Source organism: Caulobacter sp. X, from assembly GCF_002742635.1.
Taxonomy (GTDB): domain Bacteria; phylum Pseudomonadota; class Alphaproteobacteria; order Caulobacterales; family Caulobacteraceae; genus Caulobacter.
Genome location: NZ_PEGF01000001.1, coordinates 1905993 through 1929273 on the forward strand (window position 1 = coordinate 1905993; position 23281 = coordinate 1929273).

Annotated in this window: 27 protein-coding genes; 9 read left to right on the forward strand and 18 right to left on the reverse strand. The window is 69.1% G+C overall.

Going from position 1 to position 23281, the window contains the following annotated elements; all coding sequences use genetic code 11:
- Positions 1–128 precede the first annotated feature (128 nt).
- Together CSW60_RS08785 and CSW60_RS08790 are read right to left on the reverse strand one after the other, a co-directional pair.
- On the reverse strand, positions 129–851 hold the full coding sequence (locus CSW60_RS08785) for a beta-ketoacyl-ACP reductase (protein WP_099536893.1): 723 nt from the start codon (positions 849–851) through the stop codon (positions 129–131).
- Between the two features lie 90 nt (positions 852–941).
- Positions 942–2117, reverse strand: coding sequence for an acetyl-CoA C-acetyltransferase (locus CSW60_RS08790; protein ID WP_099536894.1), 1176 nt, complete (start codon positions 2115–2117; stop codon positions 942–944).
- 216 nt (positions 2118–2333) lie between these two features.
- Here CSW60_RS08790 and phaR point away from each other — a divergent pair, with 216 nt between their 5' ends.
- Positions 2334–2984, forward strand: a complete 651-nt coding sequence (gene phaR / locus CSW60_RS08795) for a polyhydroxyalkanoate synthesis repressor PhaR (protein ID WP_099536895.1) — start codon at positions 2334–2336, stop codon at positions 2982–2984.
- 49 nt (positions 2985–3033) lie between these two features.
- Positions 3034–3360 carry a hypothetical protein gene (locus tag CSW60_RS08800; RefSeq protein ID WP_099536896.1) on the forward strand — a complete coding sequence of 109 codons (327 nt, stop codon included), beginning with the start codon at positions 3034–3036 and terminating at the stop codon, positions 3358–3360.
- Here the strand turns inward: CSW60_RS08800 and CSW60_RS08805 are convergent.
- Entirely contained in the window at positions 3357–3659 is a 303-nt protein-coding gene (locus CSW60_RS08805) for a helix-turn-helix transcriptional regulator (protein ID WP_099536897.1), read from the reverse strand. The two genes, CSW60_RS08800 and CSW60_RS08805, sit on opposite strands and share 4 nt — an antisense overlap.
- 65 nt (positions 3660–3724) lie before the next feature.
- Between CSW60_RS08805 and CSW60_RS23095 the strand changes: the two genes are divergently transcribed.
- Positions 3725–3790, forward strand: a complete 66-nt coding sequence (locus CSW60_RS23095; RefSeq protein WP_143324170.1) for a hypothetical protein — start codon at positions 3725–3727, stop codon at positions 3788–3790.
- A 14-nt stretch (positions 3791–3804) separates the two neighbouring features.
- Here the strand turns inward: CSW60_RS23095 and CSW60_RS08810 are convergent, their stop codons facing one another.
- Positions 3805–5085: an acetyl-CoA C-acyltransferase gene (locus CSW60_RS08810; protein WP_099536898.1), complete on the reverse strand. Its 1281-nt coding sequence runs from the start codon at positions 5083–5085 to the stop codon at positions 3805–3807.
- Positions 5086–5219: 134 nt separating this feature from the next.
- Between CSW60_RS08810 and hemF the strand changes: the two genes are divergently transcribed.
- Together hemF and CSW60_RS24310 are read left to right on the forward strand one after the other, a co-directional pair.
- Positions 5220–6107: an oxygen-dependent coproporphyrinogen oxidase gene (gene hemF / locus CSW60_RS08815; RefSeq protein WP_099536899.1), complete on the forward strand. Its 888-nt coding sequence runs from the start codon at positions 5220–5222 to the stop codon at positions 6105–6107.
- On the forward strand, positions 6098–6859 hold the full coding sequence (locus tag CSW60_RS24310; protein WP_201722997.1) for a CPBP family intramembrane glutamic endopeptidase: 762 nt from the start codon (positions 6098–6100) through the stop codon (positions 6857–6859). Before hemF ends, CSW60_RS24310 begins: the two co-directional genes overlap by 10 nt.
- Here the strand turns inward: CSW60_RS24310 and CSW60_RS08825 are convergent.
- The 6 genes from CSW60_RS08825 to CSW60_RS23645 all read right to left on the reverse strand — a co-directional run bounded on the left by CSW60_RS08825 (position 6856) and on the right by CSW60_RS23645 (position 10756).
- Entirely contained in the window at positions 6856–7560 is a 705-nt protein-coding gene (locus CSW60_RS08825) for a GMP synthase (RefSeq protein WP_099537621.1), read from the reverse strand. The two genes, CSW60_RS24310 and CSW60_RS08825, sit on opposite strands and share 4 nt — an antisense overlap.
- Before the next feature lie 20 nt (positions 7561–7580).
- Positions 7581–8798: a CCA tRNA nucleotidyltransferase gene (locus CSW60_RS08830; RefSeq protein ID WP_099537622.1), complete on the reverse strand. Its 1218-nt coding sequence runs from the start codon at positions 8796–8798 to the stop codon at positions 7581–7583.
- Between the two features lie 45 nt (positions 8799–8843).
- Positions 8844–9494 carry a CoA pyrophosphatase gene (locus CSW60_RS08835; protein ID WP_099536900.1) on the reverse strand — a complete coding sequence of 217 codons (651 nt, stop codon included), beginning with the start codon at positions 9492–9494 and terminating at the stop codon, positions 8844–8846.
- Positions 9491–10063: a DUF1285 domain-containing protein gene (locus CSW60_RS08840; protein WP_099536901.1), complete on the reverse strand. Its 573-nt coding sequence runs from the start codon at positions 10061–10063 to the stop codon at positions 9491–9493. Before CSW60_RS08840 ends, CSW60_RS08835 begins: the two co-directional genes overlap by 4 nt.
- A 39-nt stretch (positions 10064–10102) precedes the next feature.
- Positions 10103–10648, reverse strand: a complete 546-nt coding sequence (locus CSW60_RS08845) for a GNAT family N-acetyltransferase (RefSeq protein WP_099536902.1) — start codon at positions 10646–10648, stop codon at positions 10103–10105.
- 63 nt (positions 10649–10711) lie between these two features.
- Positions 10712–10756, reverse strand: coding sequence for a hypothetical protein (locus tag CSW60_RS23645; protein ID WP_197056745.1), 45 nt, complete (start codon positions 10754–10756; stop codon positions 10712–10714).
- Between the two features lie 137 nt (positions 10757–10893).
- Between CSW60_RS23645 and CSW60_RS08855 the strand changes: the two genes are divergently transcribed.
- Positions 10894–12162, forward strand: a complete 1269-nt coding sequence (locus tag CSW60_RS08855; RefSeq protein ID WP_099537623.1) for an MFS transporter — start codon at positions 10894–10896, stop codon at positions 12160–12162.
- Between the two features lie 2 nt (positions 12163–12164).
- Here CSW60_RS08855 and CSW60_RS08860 read toward each other — a convergent pair whose 3' ends face one another.
- Positions 12165–12644, reverse strand: a complete 480-nt coding sequence (locus CSW60_RS08860) for a GNAT family N-acetyltransferase (protein ID WP_099536903.1) — start codon at positions 12642–12644, stop codon at positions 12165–12167.
- Here CSW60_RS08860 and CSW60_RS08865 point away from each other — a divergent pair.
- A complete protein-coding gene (locus CSW60_RS08865; RefSeq protein ID WP_201722998.1) occupies positions 12643–13017 on the forward strand; it encodes a TfoX/Sxy family protein in 375 nt (124 codons plus the stop codon). The two genes, CSW60_RS08860 and CSW60_RS08865, sit on opposite strands and share 2 nt — an antisense overlap.
- A gap of 84 nt (positions 13018–13101) precedes the next feature.
- Here CSW60_RS08865 and CSW60_RS08870 read toward each other — a convergent pair whose 3' ends face one another.
- Genes CSW60_RS08870 through CSW60_RS08890 form a run of 5 tightly spaced genes read right to left on the reverse strand, consistent with a single transcriptional unit; the run spans position 13102 to position 17336 of the window.
- The gene (locus CSW60_RS08870) at positions 13102–13959 is read right to left on the reverse strand and encodes an NAD(P)-dependent oxidoreductase (protein WP_099536904.1); all 858 of its coding nucleotides are present in this window, start codon (positions 13957–13959) and stop codon (positions 13102–13104) included.
- A gap of 16 nt (positions 13960–13975) precedes the next feature.
- Positions 13976–14947, reverse strand: coding sequence for an SDR family NAD(P)-dependent oxidoreductase (locus tag CSW60_RS08875; RefSeq protein WP_099536905.1), 972 nt, complete (start codon positions 14945–14947; stop codon positions 13976–13978).
- Between the two features lie 33 nt (positions 14948–14980).
- Complete coding sequence (locus CSW60_RS08880) at positions 14981–15751, reverse strand: enoyl-CoA hydratase (protein WP_099536906.1); 771 nt, start codon at positions 15749–15751, stop codon at positions 14981–14983.
- Position 15752: 1 nt separating this feature from the next.
- Positions 15753–16193 carry a MarR family winged helix-turn-helix transcriptional regulator gene (locus CSW60_RS08885; RefSeq protein ID WP_099536907.1) on the reverse strand — a complete coding sequence of 147 codons (441 nt, stop codon included), beginning with the start codon at positions 16191–16193 and terminating at the stop codon, positions 15753–15755.
- Between the two features lie 45 nt (positions 16194–16238).
- Positions 16239–17336 carry an MBL fold metallo-hydrolase gene (locus tag CSW60_RS08890; RefSeq protein WP_201722999.1) on the reverse strand — a complete coding sequence of 366 codons (1098 nt, stop codon included), beginning with the start codon at positions 17334–17336 and terminating at the stop codon, positions 16239–16241.
- A gap of 119 nt (positions 17337–17455) precedes the next feature.
- On the opposite strand from CSW60_RS08890, the gene CSW60_RS08895 reads away from it, so the two are divergent.
- Complete coding sequence (locus tag CSW60_RS08895) at positions 17456–18808, forward strand: hypothetical protein (RefSeq protein ID WP_099536908.1); 1353 nt, start codon at positions 17456–17458, stop codon at positions 18806–18808.
- Positions 18809–18875: 67 nt separating this feature from the next.
- Here the strand turns inward: CSW60_RS08895 and CSW60_RS08900 are convergent, their stop codons facing one another.
- On the reverse strand, positions 18876–20417 hold the full coding sequence (locus CSW60_RS08900) for an acetolactate synthase large subunit (RefSeq protein ID WP_099537626.1): 1542 nt from the start codon (positions 20415–20417) through the stop codon (positions 18876–18878).
- A gap of 139 nt (positions 20418–20556) precedes the next feature.
- Between CSW60_RS08900 and CSW60_RS08905 the strand changes: the two genes are divergently transcribed.
- Positions 20557–21207, forward strand: coding sequence for a lysoplasmalogenase family protein (locus tag CSW60_RS08905; RefSeq protein ID WP_099536909.1), 651 nt, complete (start codon positions 20557–20559; stop codon positions 21205–21207).
- On the opposite strand, the gene CSW60_RS08910 is transcribed toward CSW60_RS08905, so the two are convergent.
- On the reverse strand, positions 21194–22984 hold the full coding sequence (locus CSW60_RS08910) for a feruloyl-CoA synthase (RefSeq protein WP_099536910.1): 1791 nt from the start codon (positions 22982–22984) through the stop codon (positions 21194–21196). The genes CSW60_RS08905 and CSW60_RS08910 overlap by 14 nt on opposite strands.
- Positions 22985–23281 lie beyond the last annotated feature (297 nt).

Consider the following 23281-nt stretch of genomic DNA (forward strand, 5'->3'; position numbering starts at 1 on the left):
TGCCCGCCGACTGGGGCGAATCTTGGACGGCAAAGCGTCGTTCCCCCGAAGACGGGCGCATGAGGCCAAAACGCCACAGTCGCCGTCAAGCCCGAGTTCGGGGGACGCGGTCGATACGGAGCGGCCGATCAGGCCATGTATTGACCGCCGTTGAGGCTGAGCGTGGCGCCCGTCACGAAGCCCGCCCGCTCGCCGGCCAGGAACGAGACCATGTCGGCGATCTCCTCACCCTTGCCCAGGCGGCCGACGGGGATGCCGGCGATGATGCCGGCCAGCACGTTCTCGGGCACCGCGGCCACCATCTCGGTGTCGATGTAGCCGGGGCAGATCACGTTGACGGTGACGCCCTTCTTGGCGTTCTCAAGCGCCAGGGCCTTGGTGAAGCCGATCAGGCCGGCCTTGGCCGCCGAATAGTTGGTCTGGCCCATCTGGCCCTTCTGGCCATTGATCGAGCTGATGTTGACGATCCGCCCCCAGTTGCGCTCGCGCATGCCCTCGATCACCGGGCGGGTCATGTTGAAGGCCGAGTCCATGTTGACCCGGATCACTTCCGACCACTGATCATAGGTCATCTTGTGCAGCATGCCGTCGCGGGTGATGCCGGCGTTGTTGACCAGGATGTCGATCGGCCCAAGCTCGGCTTCGACCTTTTTCACGGCGGCCTGGCAGTCGTCGAACGAGCCGACATTGCCCTTCACCACCATCACGCCCAGCTCCTTGGCGCAGGCCTCGGCGGCGGCCTCGTTGCCGGAGTAGCCGGCGGCCACCTTGTGACCGTCGGCGATCAGGCGCTCACAGATCGCCCGGCCGATACCGCGGGTCCCGCCCGTCACGAACGCAACTCTCGTCATTTCTCTCTCCCGATTATTGTTTTTGGTTCGTCGTCACCACGCGTCCGCCCCTTGGCCGGACGGACGCGCGTCCCCGGTGACTTCAGACGGTCAGACCGCCTCGACGCACATGGCCACGCCCATGCCGCCGCCGATGCACAGCGTGGCGAGGCCCTTCTGGGCGCCCGAACGCTTCATCTCGTGCAGCAGGGTGGTCAGCACCCGCGCGCCCGAGGCGCCGATCGGGTGGCCGATGGCGATGGCGCCGCCGTTGACATTGACCTTGGCCGGGTCGAGGCCCAGCTCGCGGACCACGCACAGCGACTGGGCGGCGAAGGCTTCGTTGCTCTCGACAAGGTCGAGATCGGCCACCGTCCAGCCGGCCTTTTCCAGGGCCTTCTTGCTGGCGGGGATCGGCCCCGTGCCCATGATCTCGGGCTCGACGCCGGCGTTGGCCCAGGACGCGATGCGCGCCAGGGGCTTCAGGCCGCGCGCCTTGGCTTCCTCGGCGCTCATCAGCACCAGGGCGGCGGCGCCGTCGTTGAGGCCCGAGGCGTTGGCGGCGGTGACCGAGCCGTCCTTGGTGAAGGCTGGCTTCAGGCCAGAGATGCTCTCCAGCGTCACGCCGTGGCGGATGTATTCGTCCTTGTCGACGACCGTGTCGCCCTTGCGGCCCTTGATCGTGACCGGCGCGATCTCGTCGTCGAACTTGCCAGCCTTCTGGGCGGCCTCGGCCTTGTTCTGGCTGGCGACGGCGAACTTGTCCTGGTCCTCGCGAGTGATCTGCCAGCGCGAGGCGATGTTCTCGGCCGTCTGGCCCATGTGATAGCCGTGGAAGGCGTCCCACAGGCCGTCCTTGATCATGGTGTCGACGAACGCCAGGTCGCCCATCTTCTGGCCGCCGCGCAGGTTCTGGGCGTGCGGCGCCTGGCTCATGCTTTCCTGCCCGCCGGCCACGACGACCTTGGCGTCGCCGGCCGCGATCTGCTGAGCCGCCAGCGCCACGGCGCGCAGACCCGAGCCGCACAGCTGATTCAGGCTCCAGGCTGGGCTTTCGACCGGGATCCCGGCCTTGACCGAGGCCTGACGCGCCGGCCCTTGGCCCGCGCCCGCCTGCAGCACCTGGCCCAGGATCACCTCGTCGACGTCATTCGGCTGAAGGCCGGCGCGCGAGATGGCGGCCTCGATGGCGACCTTGCCCAGGTCCGACGCGGGCAGGCTGGACAGCGCCCCGTTGAATGAGCCGACCGGCGTGCGGGCGGCGGAAACGATGACGACGTCGCTCATGCGATAGCTCCCGTAACGATCCGAAGCGGCGCTTTCGCGAGTGCGGCGCCGTTGTTTTTGAGTGCAACACCACCTTGCACATCACTAACGCCTTCGTCATCAGCACATTTTCATGGCTTGATGACGACTCCAAGTCATCAGACCACTGGCGCCATGCCTTTGCATTCGCGATAGTGCGATGCGAAAAGCGGACGTAACCGCTGTCTAGGGAACGAAATGTCCGAGAACCCTGAAAAAGGCGAAACGGCCGCCGGGACCGAAAAAACGGCCGGCCAGCGCGTGATCATCAAGAAATACGCCAACCGTCGCCTCTACAACACAGCGTCTTCCTCGTACGTCACCCTGGAACACCTCTCGGAGATGGTGAAGGAAGGCGTCGACTTCGTGGTCTATGACGCCAAGACCAACGACGACATCACCCGCTCGGTGCTGACCCAGATCATCTTCGAAGAGGAAAACCGCGGCGGCGGCCAGAACCTGCTGCCGATCCAGTTCCTCCGTCAGCTGATCGGCTTCTACGGCAACTCCATGCAGGCCTTCCTGCCCTCGTACCTGGAGATGTCGCTGGAGAGCTTCACCAAGCAGCAGGAGCGCCTGCGCGGCCAGCTGGCCAACATGGCGCCGGGAAAGATGCCGGGGATGGGCGTCTATGAGGAGCAGATCCGCCAGAACATGGCGCTGTTCGACCGCGCCATGAAGATGTTCTCGCCGTTCGCCTATGTCCGTCCCGAGGACGCGCCCGCCCCGACGCCCGAGCCCGCTCCGGCGCCGCAGCCCGCCGCGCCGACCGACGACTCGCTGGCCGACCTCAAGCGTCAGCTGGCGGCGATGCAGGAGCAGATCGCCAAACTGGCCACCAAGTCTTAACCACGCCTGGCGAGACGTTCTTAACCGTCCTCTCTCTACCGTCCCTTGCATGAACGGCCCGATTGACCCCATTCGACGCCTTGGCCCCACGCGACGCGCCCTGCCCGCGCCGCGTGACGCCAGCCGTCATGAGGACGAGGAAGAGGTCGTGCCGACGGTCGAGGACGAGGACGAGCGCCCCGCCCCCGCGCCGCCGCGCCGCGAGGGCTTCGCCGCCTTCGCCGCCCATCTGATGGGCCAAGTCGGCCAAAAGCGCGGCCTGCGCGGTGGGCAGGAAGTGCTCAACACGGCCAGATCGACCTATCTCGGCACGGAATATTCCGGTCCCGCCGACCGCCGCCCCAAGGCCGGCCTGATCAAGAAGACCAATATCTAGCGCTTCAGGGCGGCCAGCTCGGCCTCCAGAACCGCGACCCGCGTCTCCAACGCCGCGATCCGCTGCGCGTCGCTGATCGGCGGCGGCCGCACGCCCGCGCGAGACGCCGCCTCGGCCGCCGAAACGCCCAGAAGCTCCGCGAAAACAGAGACTTCCCGCATCGACAGCTCGCGCTGATCCTTGAACGCCAGGGCCAACTCGGCCGGGCTCAAGCCCGCCGCGGCGGCCAGGACGGCGCGGTCCAGCCCGCGCTCGGCCAGGCGCGCGTCGTACCAGGCCTGGTCGAAGAACAGGGCCATCAGCGGCCGCCTTGGCGCGAAACTTGCTTAACCGCTGGGGAATTCAACGTCGCGAGCCCGTCATGCTGCCCCTCGCCATTCGCATCTTCGACATCACGGTCGTGGCCCTGATCTTCACGGCCTTGACCTAAGACCTAGCCCTAACCTAGGCGCTTTCCAGCAGCATCATCGTGCCCTGGCCGCCGTCGGCGCAGATGCTGACGATGGCGCGTTCGCCCTTCGGACGCGCGGCCAGCTCCTTCACCGTCTGACTGATGATCCGCGCGCCTGTGGCCCCGAACGGGTGGCCGAGCGCCAGGCTGCCGCCGTTGGGGTTCATCCGCTCGCGCGGGAAGGCCCCCATCGGCGCGGTCACCCCGGCCTTCTCACTCAGGAACTTGGCGCTCTCCCAGGCGGCGATGTGCGACAGCACCTGGGCGGCGAAGGCCTCGTGGATCTCCCACAGACCGATGTCGGCATAGGTCAGGCCGTTGCGCGCCAGCATGCGCGGCACGCCATAGGCCGGCGCCATCAGCAGCCCCTCATGGCGCAGGTCGATCGAGGTGACCTCGTAGTCCACCAGCCGCACCTTGGGCGTCTCTCCGGGCAGTTTTGACATGCCGGCCGCCGAGCCGACCCAAACCGCCGCCGCGCCGTCGGTCAGGGGCGAGGAGTTGCCGGCGGTCAGCGTGCCCTTGCCGCTGGTCTTGTCGAAGGCGGGCCCCAGCTTGGCCAGCTTCTCCAGCGAGGTGTCCTTGCGCGGGATGCTGTCGCGCTTGGCCTCGCCGACGGGGATGACCAGATCGTCGAAGAAGCCGTTCTCCCAACCCTTCACCGCGCCCTGGTGGCTGGCCAGGGCGATGGCGTCCTGGTCGGCGCGCGACAGGCTCCACTCCTTGGCCGTGATCTCGGTGTGCTCGCCCATGGAGAGGCCGGTGACTCGGTTGACCACCTTGGGGATGAACAGGCGCACGTCCTTGAGGTTCAGCGCGCCCAACGCCGCCAGCCGTTGCTGGCCGGTCCTGGCGTTCTGGAACTTGCGGATCCAGTCCGACAGGGCGACCGACAGCCCCAGTTGCACCCGGCTCATGCTCTCGACGCCGCCGACCAGGGCCAGATCGCGGCCGCGACCGTCGACCATGCCAGCCGCCTCGATCGCGCCGATCATGCTGGTCGAGCAGGCCATCACGGTCGAGAAGGCCGGGATCGTGGGATCGCCGCCCGCATCCAACAGCACCTCGCGCGCCAGGTTGCTCCAGGTCAGGTTCGGGATGACCGTACCCCAGATGGCGAAGTCCGGCTTGGCCTTGGCCAGCATCGCCTTGACCACCGGGACCGACAGGCCGATCGCGTCATGACCGGCCAAGGCGCCGTCGACCTTGGCGAACGGGGTGCGGACACCGGCCGCGAGCCACACGCCAGAGGCGGAAGAAGAAACGGCGGCCATGCGAAAGCTCCGGAGAGGGAAGGGTCTCCGCCCTATATGGGATCGCGATGCGGCGCTTGTCGAATTTCGCCGGCGCGGACGCCTGGACCGCACAAATCCTTGGCGCCGCGCGCCCGGCGGCTTAATCGGCGATCATGAGCACCGAACAAGACATCGACGCCCAAAGCCTGGACGCCAAGAAGGCCCGCGCCCGGGCGTGGTTCGAAAGCCTGCGCGACCAGATCTGCGCCGAGTTCGAACGCCTGGAAGACGAGGCCCCGGCGGACCTTTATCCCGGCGCGCCTGGCCGCTTCGAGAAGAAGCCCTGGACCCGCGAGGCCGGCGGCGGCGGGGTGATGGGCATGATGCACGGGCGCCTGTTCGAAAAGGTCGGCGTCCACGTCTCGACGGTGCACGGGACCTTTACGCCCGAGATGGCCAAGAACATGCCAGGCGCCGACCAGGACCCGCGCTTCTTCGCCACCGGCATCAGCCTGATCGCGCACATGACCAATCCGCGCGTGCCAGCCGTGCACATGAACACCCGCTTCATCGCCACGACGAAGAGCTGGTTCGGCGGGGGCGGAGACCTGACGCCCCTGCTCGGCTACCAGCGCCAGCAGGACTTCCCCGACGCCATCGACTTCCACGCCGCCTACCAGCGCGCCTGCGACAAGTACGATCCGGCCTGGCACGCCAAGTACAAGGCCTGGTGCGACGAGTACTTCTTCCTGCCGCACCGCAACGAGCCGCGCGGGATCGGCGGCATCTTCTACGACCACCACGACAGCGGCGACTGGGCGCGCGACTTCGCCTTCACCCAGGACGTGGGTCGCGCCTTCCTCGAGATCTATCCCACCCTGGTGCGTCGCCGGATGGGCGAGGCCTGGACGCCGGAAGAGCGCGAGCAGCAGCTGGTCCAGCGCGGCCGCTATGTCGAGTTCAACCTGCTGTACGACCGCGGCACGACCTTCGGCCTGAAGACCGGCGGCAATGTCGAGTCGATCCTCAGCTCCATGCCCCCGGCGGTGAAATGGCCGTAGCGCAGGCGTCGCTGGGCCGCAGGATTGCGTCCTTCGTCATCCTGTTCGCCCTCTACCAGTCGGCGGAGGGCGTCGGCGGCCTGCTGCTCCACAACGGCGCGGCTCAGGCGGTCCTGATGATCCTGGCCTTGCTGGTCGGCTGGCCGGTCGGGCGCTGGCTGCTCGGCTATCGCGGCTATGACGCCTACGCCCTGGACCTGAAGCCCGGCTGGCCGCGACTGGTCGCTTCCGGGCTGCTTCTGGCGGCGCTCGCCCGCCTCGCGACGATCTTCTGGGGCCTGGCCAACGGGACGTTCGTGCTGGGCGCGCCGCCCGCGTCGCACACCCCGATCTTCGGGATCGGCTTCATCCTGGGCGCGGCGCTATCGACCCTCGTCCCCTCGGTCGCCGAGGACATCCTGACCCGCGGCTTCTGGCTGAAGGCGGCGGGGCTCGCCTGGACCGGCCCGGCCTTCATCCTGGCGACCAGTGCGATCTATGTCCTGAACCACGTTTTCCGCCTGGGCGAAGGACCGGTCGAGTGGATACGGCTGTTCTGCTTCGGCCTGGCCTATGCCTGCGCGGCCTGGCGGTGGAAGAGCCTGTGGGCGGCCGTCGGCTTGCACTGGGGTTGGAACCTGACCAACGCCGTTCTGGACGGCTTCGTCACGATCGACGCCGCCCACCCGGCGGGCTCGCCCTGGCTGTCGGCCGGCGCACACCTGGTCATGGCGGCGCTGGTCCTGCTGTGGCCCAAGCGCGAGCTCGCCTAGGCGCCCGCCGCCTGCGCCAGGAAGCGGTTGATCCACTCGGCCATGCGGGCCCGGTCGTTGGCCTGGGCCAGGCTCGCGATCGCCGCATCGGCTTGTTCCTCGGAGAACCGCGTCCCACGCCGGGCCTCGATCAGGGCCGTGGCGTAGGCCGGATCGAACTCCGGGTGGAACTGCATCGAGATCGCCTTGGCCTCGTCGTAGGACAGGATGCCGTAGGGCGTGAAGGCGCTGCCCGCCAGGACCCGCGCGCCGGGCGGCGGCTCGACGACCTGGTCCTGGTGCGAGGCTGGCACGGCGACGGCGTCGGCGCCGTCCATCCACGGGGCGGGGTCGGTTACTTCATAGGCGTGCAGGCCAACGCCCCAGCCCTTCTCCGACTTCACGACCTTGCCGCCGAACGCCTCGGCCATGATTTGGTGGCCAAAGCACACGCCGACCAGCGGCGTCTCGCCCTTGGCCTGGCGCAAAAACGCCTTCAGCGGCTCTATCCAGGGCAGCGGGTCATAGACCCCCGCGGCCGAGCCGGTGATCACATAGGCGTCGTTCTCGGCCAGATCCTGGGGCAGCTCGCCGCGCTGAACGTCGTAGGTGCGATAGACATGGCCGGGTCCCAGCAGCGCCTCAAACATCGCGCCGTAACCGCCGTAGGCTTGCAGCAGGTCGCCCGGCGGTTCGCCAGTCTCGAGCAGGCCGATCTTCAAGCGCGCCTCCGTCATCTGGCTCAGTAGACCATGCCCTGGGCGACGGCCTTCAGGCGCTCGATGACGCTGAACTTGTCGTCGATGAAGTCCTGGTCGATCCACCAGAGTTCGACCTCGCGCATCACCTTGCCGACCATCGGCCCCTTGGGCACGCCCGCCTTCAGGATCTCCTCGCCGGTCAGCGGCAGGGCCGGCGGCGTCCAGGTCTCGGCCAGGGCCAACAGCGCGCGCCATTGCGGGGCGGTGGAAGCGCGCTCCGAACCGGCCCAGGCCAGCTTGACCTGGTCGCGGAAGGCGCGCGGGCCGATCGCGTAGATCGCCCGGCGGGCCTCGCGCGGGCTCATCCACGAGACGATCCTCGGGCCTTCGGTCTTGGCCTCGACAATGCGGTCGCGGTCGGCGTTGGACAGGCGCAGGCGTTCGGCCAGCGCCTTGGCGTCGCTGTTATCAGGCGTCATGGCGGCCAGACGCAGCAGAGCGTCGGTCTCGAACAGCTGCTCGGTCTCGATGGCGACCAGGGCGTCGAAACGGGCCAGCGAGGCCACGGTCGGCAGGATGGCGCCCAGCACGCCGGTGGCGGCCATCAGGCGCAGGGCCGGCCGCGGATCGTCCGCCGCCAGCAGCTTCATCAGCTCCTTGTGGATGCGCTCGGCCGTGCCGCCCAGCAGCATGTCCTTCAGCGCCGCGCAGGCGGCCAGGGCCTCGGCGTCCGGCTCGCCCCGGCCGTACCAGGCCTGAAAGCGGAAGAAGCGCAGGATCCGCAGATAGTCCTCGCGGATCCGGGTCATCGGATCGCCGACGAAAACCACGCGCCCAGCGCGCGCATCCTCGATCCCTTGGCCGACCGGGTCGTAAACCGTCCCTTCGGCGTCCGCGTAGAGGGCGTTGAAGCGGAAGTCGCGGCGCTGGGCGTCCTCGGCCCAGTCGGTGGTGAAGGCGACCACCGCCCGGCGGCCGTCGGTGGCGACGTCGCGGCGCAGGGTCGTGACCTCGTAGGGCCGGCCGCCCGACAGCGCCGTGACGGTGCCGTGCTCGACGCCGGTCGGCACGGCGCGCAGGCCCGCCTGCTCGATCGCCTCGATCGTCTGGTCGGGCGTCAGGATGGTGGCGATGTCGATGTCATCGACCGGCTTGCCCATCAGAGCGTTGCGGACGCAGCCGCCGACGTAGCGCGCGCAGCCGGCCCCGCCCTTGGCCTCCAGCGCCGCGATCACCGCTCGCGTCTGCGGCAGCGCCATCCAGCTGGTCACGCCGATCGATACGCCGCTCAAACCCGTTCCCCCTCAGCCCGCCCGCGCCGCCGGCGCGTCGTCATGGAGCCGCTCATACAGCGACCGCAGCATGCCCGCCGTCGCGCCCCAGATGAAGCGGTCGTTCCAGGGCATGGCGTAGAAGTGCCGCCGCTCGCCGCCGGGCGTCTCGCGATGCTGGCGCTGGTGATTGGCCGGGTCCATCAGGAAGTCGAACGGCGTCTCGAAGACGTCCGCCACCTCTTCCGGGCTCGGCGTGAAGGTGGCGCGCGGGTCGATGAAGCCGACCACCGGCGTCACGTGGAAGCCGGTCACCGTCTGGTAGCCGTGCAGCAGGCCGGCCAGGGTCACGCAGGCCGGATCCAGGCCCACCTCTTCGTTGGCCTCGCGCAGGGCCGTGGTCCAGGGGGTCTCGCCCGGATCGCAGCGACCGCCCGGAAAGGCGATCTGGCCGGTGTGGCTGCGCAAGGTGTCCGAGCGCCGGGTCAGCAGGACCGTCAGCCCCTCCTCATGCTCGATCAGGCCCACCAGCACGGCGGCGGGGCGCAAGGCGTGAGGATTGTCGAACTTCATGCCCGGATTGAGATCGAAGTCCGAGCGCAGCGGATTGGCGAGGCTGGGATCGTAGCTGTCGATCGGGTCGAGGCGGCTCGTGATCCAGGCGCGGCGTTCGTCTCGCGTCATGCCGGCGCTGACCCCGGAGGCGCGATCGGGAAGAAGGCGCCGTTCGACGTGACCCCCCAGACGCCGTCCTTCGGCGTCGCCAGTTCGGCCAGCTCGTAGAAGACCGGTCGAGCGATCAGGGCTTCGAGGCCGCGCCGGACGTGGACATAGGGGCGCGGCTCGCCGGTCGCCGGGTCGATCTCGACGCGGATGGCGTTGTTGGGCCCCGCCTCGACGGTGTCGCCGACATTGGTCTGGAAGACCAGGGCGTCCCCTTCGCGATCGACGCGGGTGGCGATGAACGGCGCGTCCTCGACCGTGATCTTCATCTTCTCGACGGGCGTGACCAGGTGATAGCCGTCCGGGTCCAGCCGCAGGACCGTCGAGAACAGCCGCACCAGCGCCTCGCGGCCGATGGGCGTCCCCTCGTGGAACCAGGTCCCGTCCTTGGCGATGCGGATGTCGATCTCGCCGCAATGGGGCGGATTCCACAGCCATACCGGCGGCAGTCCGCGTTCGCCGGAGGCCTGCGCGTTCTTGGCGGCCTGGGCGACGCCTTCCAGGCCGGGTTTGGCGGGCGCGTCGGTCATACCGATCAGTTAGGCCGTCCCGCCGTCCGGCTCAAGCGATCATGACGTCGCGCGGGCTCCGGGCGCGATGGCGACCAGGCCGGCCAGGCCCTCGTCGCCGCCTTCGCGCAGCGGCAGCAGCAGCACCCGGCGCTGATCCACCGGGCCCGGCATGGTCACGCCGGCCGTATGGGCGTTGGTGAAGCCGATCCGGCCGAAGTACGGGCCGTCGCCGACCAGCAGCACGGCGCGCCAGCCGGCCGCGCGGGCGGCCTCGCAGGCGCTCTCGACCAGGGCCTGGCCCAGGCCCGCGCTACGCTCGTCGGGATCGACCGCCAACGGGCCGAGGAAGGCCACGGCCTCGCCGCCGATCGTCACGGGCCACATGCGGCAGCAGCCGACCGGCTGGCCATCGCGCAGGGCGACGAACGAGCAGTCGGCCAGCAAGGTGTTGCCCTCGCGCAGACGCTCGGACGACTTGGCGAAGCGGCCAGGGCCGAACACCCGGTCGATCAGGGCGGTGACGGACGCCTCCATCGCCGGGGTCTCGAGGACCAGCGGCGGATAGGCGGGCGAGGGGTCGAGGGTCTTTGGAACGGAGGTCATCGGCCTTCGGGAAATGCGGAAGAACGTCGGGGGCTCCCGACGCGAAGGCGCGATGGGAGAGGCTCAGATCGTGGCGCGTTCGCGCGGCATTCGTCGCAGGCGTCGCATGCCTGGCCTTCCTCGATGGTTCGGATCGCGGCGTCGCCACGCTCCGAAGGCTCCAAAAGATGCGCGCGCTGTAGGGCCAAGCGTTTCTCAGGTCAATAACGTTGCGGCGTGGGAGCTTCGCCCTATGTTGCGACCCGATGTCCGACCCCGCTTCAGCCGACGCTGGCCCCGCCGCCGATACGTCTACCCGCGCCCTGTTGCGGGAACGTGACTTCCTCCTGTTCTGGGTGGCGCGGTTCAGCTCCACCCTGGGGGTGCAGATCCAGTCGGTAGCCTTGGGCTGGCAGGTCTACGCCATCGCCCGGATGACCAAGTCGGTCGGCGAGTCGGCCTTCATGGTCAGCATGATCGGCCTGGCGCAGTTCCTGCCGCTGTTTCTGCTGACCCTGGTCGCCGGCGAGACGGCGGACCGCCGGACCCGCAAGCTGATCGTCGCCGCGACCCTGGCGCTGGACGCGGTCAGCGCCGGCGTCCTGCTGGTCCTGGCCCTGATGGGCTCGCACCAGCTGTGGCCGATCTTCGCCATCTCGGTGATGTTCGGCGCCAGCCGCGCCTTCCTGTCGCCGGCCAGCAGCGCCATGGGCCCGATGCTGGTGCCGCGTCCGCTTCTGCCCCGCGCCATCGCCTGGAACTCGCTGTCCTGGCAGGCCGGCTCGATCGTCGGCCCGGCCCTGGGCGGCCTCTTGCTGATCCACTCCCCGGCCCTGGCCTTCGGCGCCTCTTTCGGCCTCTACCTGTTCGCCGCCCTGCTGGCTCTGCTTATCCGCAAGCCGACCAAGCCCGAGCAGCAGTCCGGCTCGCGGATGGAGCTGATCAAGGAGGGTCTGTCCTATGTCTGGAACAACAAGATCGTGTTCGGCTCGATCTCGCTGGACCTGTTCGCCGTGATCCTGGGCGGCGCCACGGCCTTGCTGCCGGTGTTCGCCAAGGATGTTCTGCACATCGGCCCCGGCGGCTTTGGCCTGCTGCGCGCCTCGCCGGCGATCGGGGCCACGCTGGTCGGGCTTTACCTGGCCGCCAATCCGATCCGCCGCAACGCCGGCAAGATCATGTTCGCGGGCGTCGCCGTGTTTGGCCTGGCGACCGTGATCTTCGGCCTCTCGAAGCTGGAGTGGCTGTCGGTGGCGGCTCTGGCGGTGCTGGGCGGGGCCGACATGCTGTCGGTTTATGTCCGCCAGACCCTGGTGCAGATCGTGACGCCCGACGCCATGCGCGGCCGGGTCGCCGCCGTCTCGGGCGTGTTCATCAGCGCCTCCAACGAGCTGGGCGAGGTCGAGAGCGGCGCGGCGGCTTGGCTGATGGGCCCTGTGGGCGCGGCGGTGTTCGGCGGCGTCGGCGCCATGGCCGTCACCGGGCTGTGGGCCTTCCTGTTCCCCGAGCTGCGCAAGGCCGACAAGCTGGAATAGCGTCAGGCTTCGGCCAGCTTGCGCAGCGCCTCGCCCGTCAGGCGGCGGATGATCCACTCGTCCATCGAGGCTGCGCCCAGGCTGTCATAGAAGGCGATCGACGGCGCGTTCCAGTCGAGGACCGACCACTCCAGGCGGCCCAGGCCCTCGTCGACGCAGCGCTTGGCCAGGTTGGCCAGCAGGGCCTTGCCCGCACCGGCGCCGCGCGCGGCGGGCCGCACGAACAGGTCTTCGAGATAGATCCCGTGGCGACCGACGAAGGTCGAGTAGTTGTAGAACCACAGGGCGAAGCCCACCGGCTGGCCGTCCAGCTTGGCGATATCGGCGAAGGCGCGGGGCTGAGCGCCGAACAGCGCCGCCTCGGTGTCGGCTTGCGTCGCCTCGACCGTGTCCAGCAGCTTTTCATAGTCCGCCAGATCGAGGATGAATTGATGGATCAGGCCTGCGTCGGCGGGCGTGGCGGGGCGGACTGAAACGGACATGGCGGTCTCTTCGGACTATCGGGACTTTGTTCTGGAGCAACTGGCGCCGCTGGGCCAGGTCACCGCCCGCCGGATGTTCGGCGGCGTGGGGATCTACGCCAACGGCCTGTTCTTCGCCCTGATCGACGACGATGTCCTCTACCTGAAGACCGACGAGTCGCTGAGGCCGGAGTTCGAGGCCGCCGGCTGCCAGGCCTTCGCCCCGTTCGGCGCGGACAAGCCGATGAGCTACTGGACCGCGCCGACGGAAGCGCTGGACGACCAGGACATCCTGCTGGACTGGGCGAGGAAGTCGCTCGAGGTGGCGGCGCGAAAACAAAAACCCTCTCCCAGGGGGAGAGGGCGGGGCCGCGCTGAAAGCGTGGGAGGGTGAGGGTAAAACGTCAGCCAGCGAAACCCGTCACCTCCCACCGCTGCACGGCGGGTCCCTCCTCTCCCCATGGGAGAGGGTTCAAAATCAGCCGATCTTCACCCCCGGCGGCGGGACGCTGTCCTCGGGCACGAAGAAGTCCGGCATCAGCGTCGCCGCCGGATCGACCTTGTAGTGATCGAAATCGCGAACGCCCTCGCCGTAGAGGAAGGTGTCATCGATCAGGAACTGGCCCGAGAACGCGCGCGCCGGCTTGTTGAAGATCGCATAGGCCGCGTCAGCCATGATCTCCGGCGTGCGGCAGTGGCGCAGGCCCTCCTCGCCGGCCAGGGCGAACTGGATGGCGGCGGTGGCGATACCGGTGCGCGGCCACAGGGCGTTGAAGGCGACGCCGTCGCTCTTGAACTCCTCGGCCATGCCCAGCACGCACATCGACATGCCGAACTTGGCCATGGTGTAGGCCACGTGCGGTCCGAACCAGCGCGGCGACATGTCCAGCGGCGGCGACAGCATCAGGACGTGCGGGTTCTCCGCCTTCTTCAGGTACGGGATGCAGGTCTTGGTCGTCAGGAACGTGCCGCGCGTATTGATCTGGTGCATCAGGTCGTAGCGCTTCATGTCGGTCGACAGCGTCCCGGTCAGCGAGATCGCCGAGGCGTTGTTCACGCAGATGTCGATGCCGCCGAACGCAGCGACGGCCTTCTCGACCGCCTCGTGGACATTGGCCTCGTCGCGAACGTCGACGACCAGCGGCAGGGCCTTGCCGCCCGCGGCCTCGATCTCGGCGGCGGCCGTGTAGATGGTGCCCGGAAGCTTGGGATGGGCCTCGGCGGTCTTGGCCGCCACCACGACATTGGCGCCGTCGCGCGCCGCCCGCAGGGCGATGGCCAGGCCGATGCCGCGCGAGGCGCCGGTGACGAACAGGGTCTTGCCCTTGAGGCTCATGGCTTAAAACTCCGAATTACGCGCCCGCGCCGGTCGTCTCGACCGACAGGGCCCACAGTCGCTCGGCCGCCTCGGGATCGAGGGCGTGAGGCATGACGCCGACCCAAGGCGCTTCCTTGCTCCAGGGAACCGCCTGATTGCAATCCTCGAGATAAAGGCCGCCAACGCCTTCCAGCTCGTCGCCGACCGCCGCCCAGACGCTGGTCGCCGCGCCCTGCTCGGTCGTCTTGAAGCCTTCGCGCGGCTGGTCGTTCTCGTCCAGCCAACCCAGCGCGCGCTGCTCCTCGATCGGCAGGTGCCGCTGCAACGGGGTCATGATGCCGCCGGGCATGACGGCGTTGGCGTTGACGCCCTTATCCCTGAACCGCTTGTCGAAGCCGACCGCGAACAGGCTGTTGGCGGTCTTGGCCTGGCCGTAGGCTTCCCACTTGTCGTAGGGCCGGGTCAGGTAGTTCGGATCCTCGAAGTTCACCGGCGAGCGGCGGTGGCCGATCGAGGACAGCGACACCAGCCGCGAGCGATGGCCCGAATGGGCGGCGCCGTCGACCAGGTTCGGGGCCAGCAGCACCGACAGCAGGAAGTGGCCGAAGTGGTTGGTGCCGATCTGCATCTCCAGCCCGTCGACCGTCCGCGCCAGCGGGCAGGCCATCACACCGGCGTTGTTGATCAGGAGGTTCAGCCGCCGGTCGCCCCAGCGGTGGGCGAAGTGGCGGATGGCTTCCAGGCTGGAGAGATCCAGCATGCCGAAGCTGACTCGCTTCATGCCAACGTCTTCGTTGATCTGGTTGGCGATCTCCTCGCCCAGCTCCGGCTTGCGGGCGGCGATGATGACCTCCGCGCCCGCCTCGGCCAGGGCCCGCGCCGTCTCGACGCCGATGCCGGTGGCCGCGCCGGTGACGATGGCCGCCTTGCCGGAGAGATCATGGCCCGCGACCACCTCGCGCGCCGTCGACTTGGCCCCGAAGGGCGAGGTGATCCTGTCCGCCATGCGATCCTCCCAGATCGTGTTGTTGTGGCGAGCTTAGCTCACCTTTGTGAAGTCCGCAGGCCTGCGTTCCATGAAGGCCATGAACGCCTCGCGCGCCTCGGCGGTCTGCAGACGGGCGGCGAATTCGGCGCCCTCGACGTCCATCAGGGCGGCGATCTTCTCGGCGTCGCGCATCAGGCGCTTGGTGGTGGTCAGCGCGCCCAGCGGACGCTTGGCCAACTGATCGGCGGCGGCGCGCGCTCTGGCCCTCAGGTCGCCAGCCTCGACCGCGGCGTTGGCGATACCCCAGGCCACGGCCGTCGCGCCATCCACCGCCTCGCCCAAGGCGAACATGGCGTAGGCGCGGGCGTGGCCGATGCGCGCCGGCAGCAGCCAGCTGGAGGCCGCCTCCGGCACCAGCGCCAGGTTGACGAACGGGACGGTCAACCGCGCGTCCGGGGTCACATAGACGAGGTCGCAGTGCAGCAGCATGGTCGTGCCGACGCCGACCGCCTGCCCTTGGACGGCGGCGACCAGAGGTCGGGTCGCGTGAGCCAGCGCCTTCAGGAACCGCCACACGTGGCGCTCGCCGGTGAAGCTGCCGGTCGCCTGCGCCGCGAAGTCCTGCAGATCGTTGCCGGCCGTGAAGCTGTCGCCGTCGGCCTGGAAGACCACGACGCGGATCGCCGGGTCCTTCTCCGCCCGCTCCAGGCCGTCGGCCAGGGCGCCGTACATGGCGTTCGACAGGGCGTTCTTCTTCTCCGGTCGCGCCAGGGTGAGGGTCATCACCCCCGCGTCGATCTCGACCTTCACGAGGTCCGTCATGTCAGGCGTCTCCCTTGGGGAACTTGGTCTGCAGGCTGGCCAGCCAGCGCGCGACCACATCGATTTCGTCTTCCGTGAAGCCTTCGACCAACTGGGCCTTGATCCCCTGAAGGCCGGTCTTGGCCTCTTCCCGCGCCGCATGGCCCTTGTCGGTCAGGTGCAGGCGCATGGCCCGGCCGTCGTTGGGGTCGGCGCGGCGCTCGACCAGCTCGGCCTTGGTCATGCGGTCGATCAGGCCGGTCATGGCCGAGGGCGCGAGGTCCAGGGCGTCCGCCGCCTCGCCGATCAGGGCGCCGTCCTTCTCGCCGAGAAAGAACAGCACGCCCGACTGCGCCGCGGTCAGGCCGCCCTTGGCCGCCATCCTGGCTTCCAGCCAACGCTGCACGCGCCGGTGGCCGGCGTTGAGCAGGAAGATCAGGCGGCGGTCTTGCGCGACAGGCATGGGCCGAGCGTGATGCTTCGCACGCGAAATGTCAAACGCACGTTTCTAGTCGCCGCTAGAAAATGCCGCGTACCAGGCGACACCCTCGCCGTCCGTCGTCCGCGCGATGCGTCCCCGGCGGATCAGGCAGTTGAGGTGCGCCAGCGCCTCGCCGGTCGCCATGCCGAGCAGGTCGGGTCCGATCGGGCGGGCGAATAGGGCGCCGAAGGTGTCGACCACCCGCTTGGGCTCGGCCAGCTTCTTCTCCAGCCGCGCCAGGCCGCGCTCGTGGCCCGAGATCAGGCCGTCGATCCGCGTGTGTAGCCCCTCGAAGGGATCGTTGTGGGCCGGCAGGACGATCACGTCGTCGGGCACGGTCGCCTTGACCTTGGCCAGGGAGCGCAGCCAGTCGCTGAGCGGGTCGGCGTCCGGCTCGGTGGGAAACACCGAGACGTTGGACGAGATGCGCGGCAGCACCTGGTCGCCCGAGATCAACAGGTTCAGTTCGGGGCACCAGAGGCAGGCATGGTCCGGGGAATGGCCCTGCCCGGTGACGACCGTCCAGGTCCGGCCGCCGATCTCGAAGTCCTCGCCGTCGCTCAGACGGCGATAGCTGTCGGGCAGGGCGTAGATCGCCTTGCCGAAGCCGCCGAAGCGGGCCTTGTAGTTCTCGATCGCGTCCTCGTCCCAGCCGGCGGCGCGGAAGAACTTCACCCCGTCCTCGGGCGCCTCGCGACCGGTGTCGGCGACCAGCATCCGGCACTGGAAGTACTCCAGACGCGTCATCCACAGGCGGCAGTCGAACTTGCGGGTGATCCAGCCGGCCAGGCCGATATGGTCCGGGTGCAGATGGGTGACGATCACCCGCGTGACCGGTCGCCCGCCCAGCGCCCCGGCGAAGGCCGCGCGCCAGGCCTGGCTGGTTTCCTTGGTCTGGACGCCGGTGTCGACCACCGCCCAGCCCTCGCCGTCCTCGATCGCCCAGACATTGATGAACTGCAGCGAACCGCCCAGCGGCATACGCAGCCACAGCACGCCCGGCGCGACCTCGACCGCCTCGCCCGAGCCCTGCTCCGGCGCCGTCTCGAACGGATAGACCAGTCGCCCAGCCTTCTTGGGCGCCTCGGCCTCGCTTCCTGTTTCGTCTTCAAACCCGTCGCGCATTCCGCTCCCTAACCCATTTTTTGCCCGCGGGGGCTGTCAAGATCGCGCCTAGGTCGGACGGTATCTTGACCCCCGATGCAAGCACGCGCTTATGTCCGCGCGAGGAATCCACCCAGGAGATGTTTCCCATGAGGCCTTTCGCGATCGGCCTGTCGGCCGCCCTCGCGGTCGCCATTCTCGTGCCGGCCGCCGTCATTTCGGCGCCGAAGGAAGAGAAGGGCAAGCCCGCCGCCATCGACGCCAAGGCGCGCGAAATCGGCATGAAAGAAGCCCCGGCCGTCATCCAGGCCAGCGGCGCGAGCTGCACGGTTTCGGACGCTCGCTTCATCGGCGAGGACAAGAAGGCCGGCGCCAAGTATTACGAAGTCGCCTGTAGCGAAGGCATGGGCTTCGCGGCGATCGCCAAGAAGGACGCTGCGCCCCAGGTCTACACCTGCCTCGAATCGAGCCAGCCGGGTCCGGACGGCAAGGTCGGCGGCTTGGCCTGTATCCTGCCCGGCAACGCCAACCAGGGCGCGGCGCTCTCGCCCTACGTCAAGAAGGGCGGCGTGAACTGCGATATCGAGAACACCCGCGCCATCGGCTCGGGCGCCAAGAACTCGTACTTCGAAGTCGCCTGTAAGGGCGGCTCGGGCTACATCGTCCAGACGGTCGCGCCGCTGAACATCAATGGCGACGTCTCGGTCAATAGCTGCCTGCTCTATGAAGAAGGCGGCAATGTCAGCTGTAAGCTGACCACCCGTCAGACCCAGCTGAACGTGGTCGACACGCTGAACAGCGCGGCGAACACCAACTGCGCGGTCAAGGATCGCCGCTACGTGCTCAGCACCAAGAGCGACAACTACTTCGAAGTCGCCTGCCAGGACGGCAAGGGCTACATCTACCAGCAGACGGCCGCCACCGGCGCCTTCGCCCGCGCGATCCCCTGCGCCCAGGCCGGCTTCGTCGGCGGCGGCTGCACCATGACCGACGCGGTCGCGGCTCAGACCGAACAGGCCGGCTTCTACACCAAGCTCGCCACCAAGGCCGGCTTCCCCTGCGACGTCGAGAAGTACGGCATGCTGCCGACGAACGACCCGAAGAAGGAAATCGTCGAGCTGAAGTGCAAGGGCAGCGACGTCGGCGGTATCGCCGTGTTCACCGCCACCGACGGCAAGGTCTATGACTGCGTCACCGCCGAGCTGAACGGCTATCGCTGCTCCTTCACCAAGAAGGACACGCAGTACGCTCGCCTGACCAAGGACCTGGTCGGCTTCAACAAGTCGTCGTGCACCGTTTCGGACGCCCGCATCATCGGCGCGACCGAGACCGAAGGCTTCGTCGAAGTGGCCTGCTCGGACGGCCTGCCGGGCTGGGTGCTGGGCTATCCGACCGGCGTCGCCAAGCCGGCCGCCAAGGAGTTCCTGTCCTGCGTGCAGGCCAAGGGCATCGGCGGCGGCTGCAAGCTGCCGACCAACAAGGTCAAGGGCTGATCCCAGCCCTCTCGCCTGAATGAGGAAGGCCCGCCGGGAGCGATCCCGGCGGGCCTTTTCTTTTGGGTTAGCCCATGGCCGCTTCGATCAGGCGCGGCCCCGGCGTCGCCATGGCCCGGGCGAGGGCGTCGTCGAAGGCCTCCGCCGTCTCCGCCTGCTCGGCGCTCAGGCCCATGCCCTGGGCCAGCTGAACCCAGTCGATGCGCGGATCGCCAAGGTCCAACAGCTTCGAGGCCGCCGGCCCGGGATTGCCCGCCCCCGTCCGCCCCAGCTCGATGCCGAGGATCCGGTAGGCGTGGTTGGCGAAGACGATGACGGTGACGTCCAGCTTCTCGCGGACGATCGTCCAGAGGCCCTGGACCGTGTACATGCCCGCGCCGTCGCCGGTCAGGGCCAGGATCTTGCGATCGGGGCAGGCCACCGCCGCGCCGATCGCCAGCGGTATGCCCTGGCCGATAGCCCCGCCGGTCAGGGAGAGCCAGTCGTGGGCCCGGGCGCTTCGGGTCTGGGTGAAGATCGGCAGGCCCGCCGTCACCGCATCGTCCGAGATCACCGCGCCCGTCGGCATGTGGCGCGCCACCGAAGCGCCGATCGCCCAGGCGTCGAGCCGGCCCGCTGGCGCGGCGGGCGCCGCGTAGGCCTCGACCGGTCCCGCCGCCGGTGCGCCGATAGCGTCGGCCAGCGCCGCCAGCGCCGCCGCCGCGTCGACCTCGCGGCCGCACAGGGTCTCGACCGAGCAGCCCTCCGGCGTCAGCACGCTGGGCCGATCCGGATAGGCGAAGAAGGCCACTGGCGCCTGGGTCGCGACCAGGATCATCAGGTCGACGCCGTCGAGGTCCTTCAGGGCCTGCTCGGCGAAATAGGGCAGCTTGTCGGGCCGGAAGCGGCCTTCGCCCCGCGCCTGGCGGGCGGTGAAGGTGTCGGTCAGCGCCCGGACGCCGTGGGCGGCGAGGCGTCCGGCCGCCGCCAGCGCGGCCTCGCCGCAGGCGCCCGAGCCCAGCAGCAGCACCGGCTTCTTGGCGAAGCCCAGGGCCTTAGCCGCCGCCTCGATGGCGGCGGGGTCCGGCGCGGCGAAGGCGGGCGGCGCGATCACCGGCCCCTTCACGGTCGCTTCGTTCCAGGCCGCGTCGGCCGGCAGGATCAAACAGGCGTTGCCGCCGGGCGTCCCGTAGCTGGCGACGATCGCCTCGGAGGCCAGCGGTCCGACGCTGTCGGCGGTCTCGGCCGACTTGACCCAGATGGAGTTCGGCGCGGCCAGCGCGGCGATGTCGCTGTTCAGCGGCGCCTCGAAGCCGCGATGATAGGTGGCGTGGTCGCCGATCACATTGACCACCGGCGTGAAGGCCCGGCGGGCGTTGTGCAGGTTGGCCGCGCCGTTGGCGTAGCCGGGGCCCAGGTGCAGCAGGGTGCAGGCGGGCTTGCCGGCCATCCGGCCATAGCCGTCAGCGGCGCCGGTCGCCACGCCCTCGAACAGGCACAGCACCGAGCGCATGCGCGGCTCGCGGTCCAGAGCCGAGACGAATTGCATCTCGCTGGTGCCGGGATTGGCGAAACAGGCGGTGACGCCGTTGTCGGCCAGGGTGGTGATCAGGGCGTCCGCGCCGTTCATGGTCTTCTCCGTACCGTCGCCCATCCTTCCGACATTTCCGCCAAGTCACGCAACAGCATTGCGCGACCAAGCCGCCGCGAGGCATCGTGGTCCCGCGAGCATCGCCGACAGGGCGAGCCGTGTTTGGGGGGAATCGCACATGCCGAAGGCCACGATGGCCCGTTGGGCGCTGATCGCATCGATCATCGGCGGCGTCAGCTATATCGCCAGTTGGAGCCTGCATCTTTCGACGCCGGCCGAGGTCCTCTGGAAAGGCTCCGGCGTCGGCTTGCTGGCCCTGTATGCGGGGCTGAAGGCGCGCTCCGCGGACGGCTGGCTGCTGACGGCGGTGATGGCGCTGGGGGCGCTGGGCGACATCCTGCTGGTGACGTCGGGCCTGACCATCGGCGCCCTGGCCTTCCTGGCCGGACATCTGACCGCGATCGGGCTCTACGCCCGCAACCGACGGAGGGCCTCGACCCCAGCTCTGCTGGCCGCCGCCGTCTTCATCCCCGTGGTCGTCGGCATAGCCTTCCATCTGCCCGCCGATCGGGCCGGAGCCCCGGGCGTGGCGCTGTACGCCACCGGCCTCTCAGCCATGGCGGCGTCGGCCTGGCTCAGCCGCTTCCCGCGCGGCCAAGTGGCGCTCGGCGCGCTGATGTTCCTGGTCTCGGACCTCTTGATCTTCGCGCGCGGCGGTCTGCTGCCCGAGGGCTTCGCGACCGGCCTGGCGGTATGGGGACTTTATTACGCCGGCCAGTTGCTGATCTGCCTGGGGGTCGCCCGCGCCCTCGAACCTAGAAGCACATGACCCCCGCATCCGGCGTCTCCGAAAACAGCCGCTCCAGCTCAGTGGGCCGGCGCTCGCGGGCCAGGGCCTGGTTGATGTAGCCCTTGTCGGTCAGCTCGCCGCTGGCCGCGTCCGGCGCGCCGTCCAAGATCAGGGCGCGGGCGATCCGGCCCGTACCGCCCTTGGCCTGCTGGTTGTAGGCCGCCAGCCGCTCGGCGATCGCCGCCCGCACGGCCGCTTCATCGCCCAGCCGCGCGCAAGCCTTGGCGTCGAGGAACAGCATCAAGCCGATCCCCTCGCGCCCCTCGCCGCAGACGATGGCGTCGGAGACGAGGCCGCCCAGGGCCGAGACCGCCGCCACCCGCAGCGCCCCGGCCGCGACGAAGGCGCCGCTGGCCAGCTTGAAATTCTCCACGAGGCGGCCGTCGAAGACGAGCCCCGCCGAGGGATCCTCGGGATTGGCCAGCCGCGCGGCGTCGCCCAGCCGATAGAAGCCGTCCTCGTCGAAGGCCTGCTCCGTCGCTTCTGGCTGATCGAGATAGCCGGGCGAGACCTGCGGTCCCTTCACGCGGATCTCGAACTTGCCGCCCTCGCCGGCTGGGACCAGCTTGACCGCCGTGCCAGGCGTCGGCAGGCCGACCATGCCCGAGCGCGCGTTCAGCCAGTGGATGTTGCAGGCGGTCGGCCCGGTCTCGGTCGCGCCATAGCCGGCCGCGAAGGTGATCCGTTCACCGACGGTCTTCACCGCCACGGCCTGCACACGGTCGAGGATCGACTGGGCCATGGACGCGCCGCCATATTGCAGCACCCGCACCGTCTCGAAGAACTTGGCGGCCAGGGCCTCGTCGCGCTCCAGCTCGCCGATCAGCATGGCCCAGCCGGCCGGCACCATGTTGTGATAGGTCGTGGCCACCTCGCGCAGGTTCCGCACCGTCTCATCGAAGCGGCCGGGGACGGGCTGGCCGGCGTCGATGTACAGCGTCCCGCCCCGGTGCAGCACCATATGCAGGATGGCGTTGGCGCCCAGGCTGTGGCTCCACGGCGCGGAATTGACCAGCACCGGCGGCTCTGGGTCGGCGTAGCAGGCTTCGATCTGGGCGGCGTTCAGCGCGATGTTGGCGTGGGTGCAGAGCACCGCCTTGGGCTTGCCGGTCGAGCCGGAGGTCAGCAGCAGCTTGGCGATGTCGTCGGGCTGGGCGACCGGGGTGCGCGGCGAGCTCTTCAGCAGGTTCGCGAAGGCGATGTCGCCAGGACGGGCGTTGCCGCTGACGATCGTCGGCAGGCCGGCCAGAAACGGCGCGGCCAGGGCCTCGCCGAACGCCTCGGCGTCGTCGGCATAGACGGCGGCCGGCTTCAGCCGCTCGACCGCGTGCGCCAGGCGCGTCAGGTCCGCGCCCTTCAGGCCGTACTGCGGCGAGACCGGCGCGGCCGGCGCGCCCAGGCTCATGGCGGCGTAGGCGATCAGGGCGTGGTCGATCCCGTTGCGCGCCAGGATCAGCAGCGGCTGGCCGCGCTGGAGGCCGAGCTCGGCGAGACCACCGGTGAGGGCCTCGATCTTCGCCTTGGCCGCGCCATAGGTGATGGTCCGCCATCCCTCGGCGCCCGGGATCCGCTCGGCCAGCCAGACCCGATCCGGCGCCTCGGCCGCCCACCGCGCCAGGGGCTGCGTCGTGGTCCGCACCGCGTCCGAATAGGGGTTGGGGTTGCGCAGGATCAAGGTCTCGTCCCGCCGCTCCACGTCCAGCGCGCGGGGCGCGTAGCGGGCGTCGCGGAAGGGAGCGGTGTGGTGCGCGTTCATGATCCTAGTTATGTCGCGGGTCATACGGGCGTTCAATTGGGTGTTCCTCCCCCGTGATACGGGGGAGGTGTCGCGGAGCGACGGAGGGGGCAAGCTGGAGGTCGGCCGAGCTAGCCCCCTCCGGCCCTCTGGGCCACCTCCCCCGCATCGCGGGGGAGGATCTTTCCGCTCTGAACACGCCTACGCCGCCTCACGCGATCGCTCGCTGAAGGGACGGAAGGGGACGCGGAGCGCCGGACGTTCGTCCGGAGTATGGATAGTGAGTACCGTTTCGACGAAGCCAGGACGCTCCGCGCG

Excerpts from the sequence above, each read along its gene's own strand:
- CSW60_RS08900 (WP_099537626.1), bottom strand. The coding sequence starts at position 20,417 with ATGAACGGCGCGGACGCCCTGATCACCACCCTGGCCGACAACGGCGTC.
- CSW60_RS08885 (WP_099536907.1), bottom strand. The coding sequence starts at position 16,193 with ATGCCTGTCGCGCAAGACCGCCGCCTGATCTTCCTGCTCAACGCCGGC.
- CSW60_RS08840 (WP_099536901.1), bottom strand. The coding sequence starts at position 10,063 with ATGACCGACGCGCCCGCCAAACCCGGCCTGGAAGGCGTCGCCCAGGCC.
- CSW60_RS08800 (WP_099536896.1), top strand. The coding sequence starts at position 3,034 with ATGAACGGCCCGATTGACCCCATTCGACGCCTTGGCCCCACGCGACGC.
- phaR (WP_099536895.1), top strand. The coding sequence starts at position 2,334 with ATGTCCGAGAACCCTGAAAAAGGCGAAACGGCCGCCGGGACCGAAAAA.
- CSW60_RS08845 (WP_099536902.1), bottom strand. The coding sequence starts at position 10,648 with ATGACCTCCGTTCCAAAGACCCTCGACCCCTCGCCCGCCTATCCGCCG.
- hemF (WP_099536899.1), top strand. The coding sequence starts at position 5,220 with ATGAGCACCGAACAAGACATCGACGCCCAAAGCCTGGACGCCAAGAAG.
- CSW60_RS08865 (WP_201722998.1), top strand. The coding sequence starts at position 12,643 with ATGGCGGTCTCTTCGGACTATCGGGACTTTGTTCTGGAGCAACTGGCG.
- CSW60_RS08910 (WP_099536910.1), bottom strand. The coding sequence starts at position 22,984 with ATGAACGCGCACCACACCGCTCCCTTCCGCGACGCCCGCTACGCGCCC.
- CSW60_RS08880 (WP_099536906.1), bottom strand. The coding sequence starts at position 15,751 with ATGACGGACCTCGTGAAGGTCGAGATCGACGCGGGGGTGATGACCCTC.
- CSW60_RS08860 (WP_099536903.1), bottom strand. The coding sequence starts at position 12,644 with ATGTCCGTTTCAGTCCGCCCCGCCACGCCCGCCGACGCAGGCCTGATC.
- CSW60_RS08790 (WP_099536894.1), bottom strand. The coding sequence starts at position 2,117 with ATGAGCGACGTCGTCATCGTTTCCGCCGCCCGCACGCCGGTCGGCTCA.
- CSW60_RS08890 (WP_201722999.1), bottom strand. The coding sequence starts at position 17,336 with ATGCGCGACGGGTTTGAAGACGAAACAGGAAGCGAGGCCGAGGCGCCC.
- CSW60_RS08895 (WP_099536908.1), top strand. The coding sequence starts at position 17,456 with ATGTTTCCCATGAGGCCTTTCGCGATCGGCCTGTCGGCCGCCCTCGCG.
- CSW60_RS08855 (WP_099537623.1), top strand. The coding sequence starts at position 10,894 with ATGTCCGACCCCGCTTCAGCCGACGCTGGCCCCGCCGCCGATACGTCT.
- CSW60_RS08830 (WP_099537622.1), bottom strand. The coding sequence starts at position 8,798 with ATGGCGCTGCCGCAGACGCGAGCGGTGATCGCGGCGCTGGAGGCCAAG.
- CSW60_RS08785 (WP_099536893.1), bottom strand. The coding sequence starts at position 851 with ATGACGAGAGTTGCGTTCGTGACGGGCGGGACCCGCGGTATCGGCCGG.
- CSW60_RS08870 (WP_099536904.1), bottom strand. The coding sequence starts at position 13,959 with ATGAGCCTCAAGGGCAAGACCCTGTTCGTCACCGGCGCCTCGCGCGGC.
- CSW60_RS08905 (WP_099536909.1), top strand. The coding sequence starts at position 20,557 with ATGCCGAAGGCCACGATGGCCCGTTGGGCGCTGATCGCATCGATCATC.
- CSW60_RS08875 (WP_099536905.1), bottom strand. The coding sequence starts at position 14,947 with ATGGCGGACAGGATCACCTCGCCCTTCGGGGCCAAGTCGACGGCGCGC.
- CSW60_RS24310 (WP_201722997.1), top strand. The coding sequence starts at position 6,098 with ATGGCCGTAGCGCAGGCGTCGCTGGGCCGCAGGATTGCGTCCTTCGTC.
- CSW60_RS08810 (WP_099536898.1), bottom strand. The coding sequence starts at position 5,085 with ATGGCCGCCGTTTCTTCTTCCGCCTCTGGCGTGTGGCTCGCGGCCGGT.
- CSW60_RS08835 (WP_099536900.1), bottom strand. The coding sequence starts at position 9,494 with ATGACGCGAGACGAACGCCGCGCCTGGATCACGAGCCGCCTCGACCCG.
- CSW60_RS08805 (WP_099536897.1), bottom strand. The coding sequence starts at position 3,659 with ATGGCCCTGTTCTTCGACCAGGCCTGGTACGACGCGCGCCTGGCCGAG.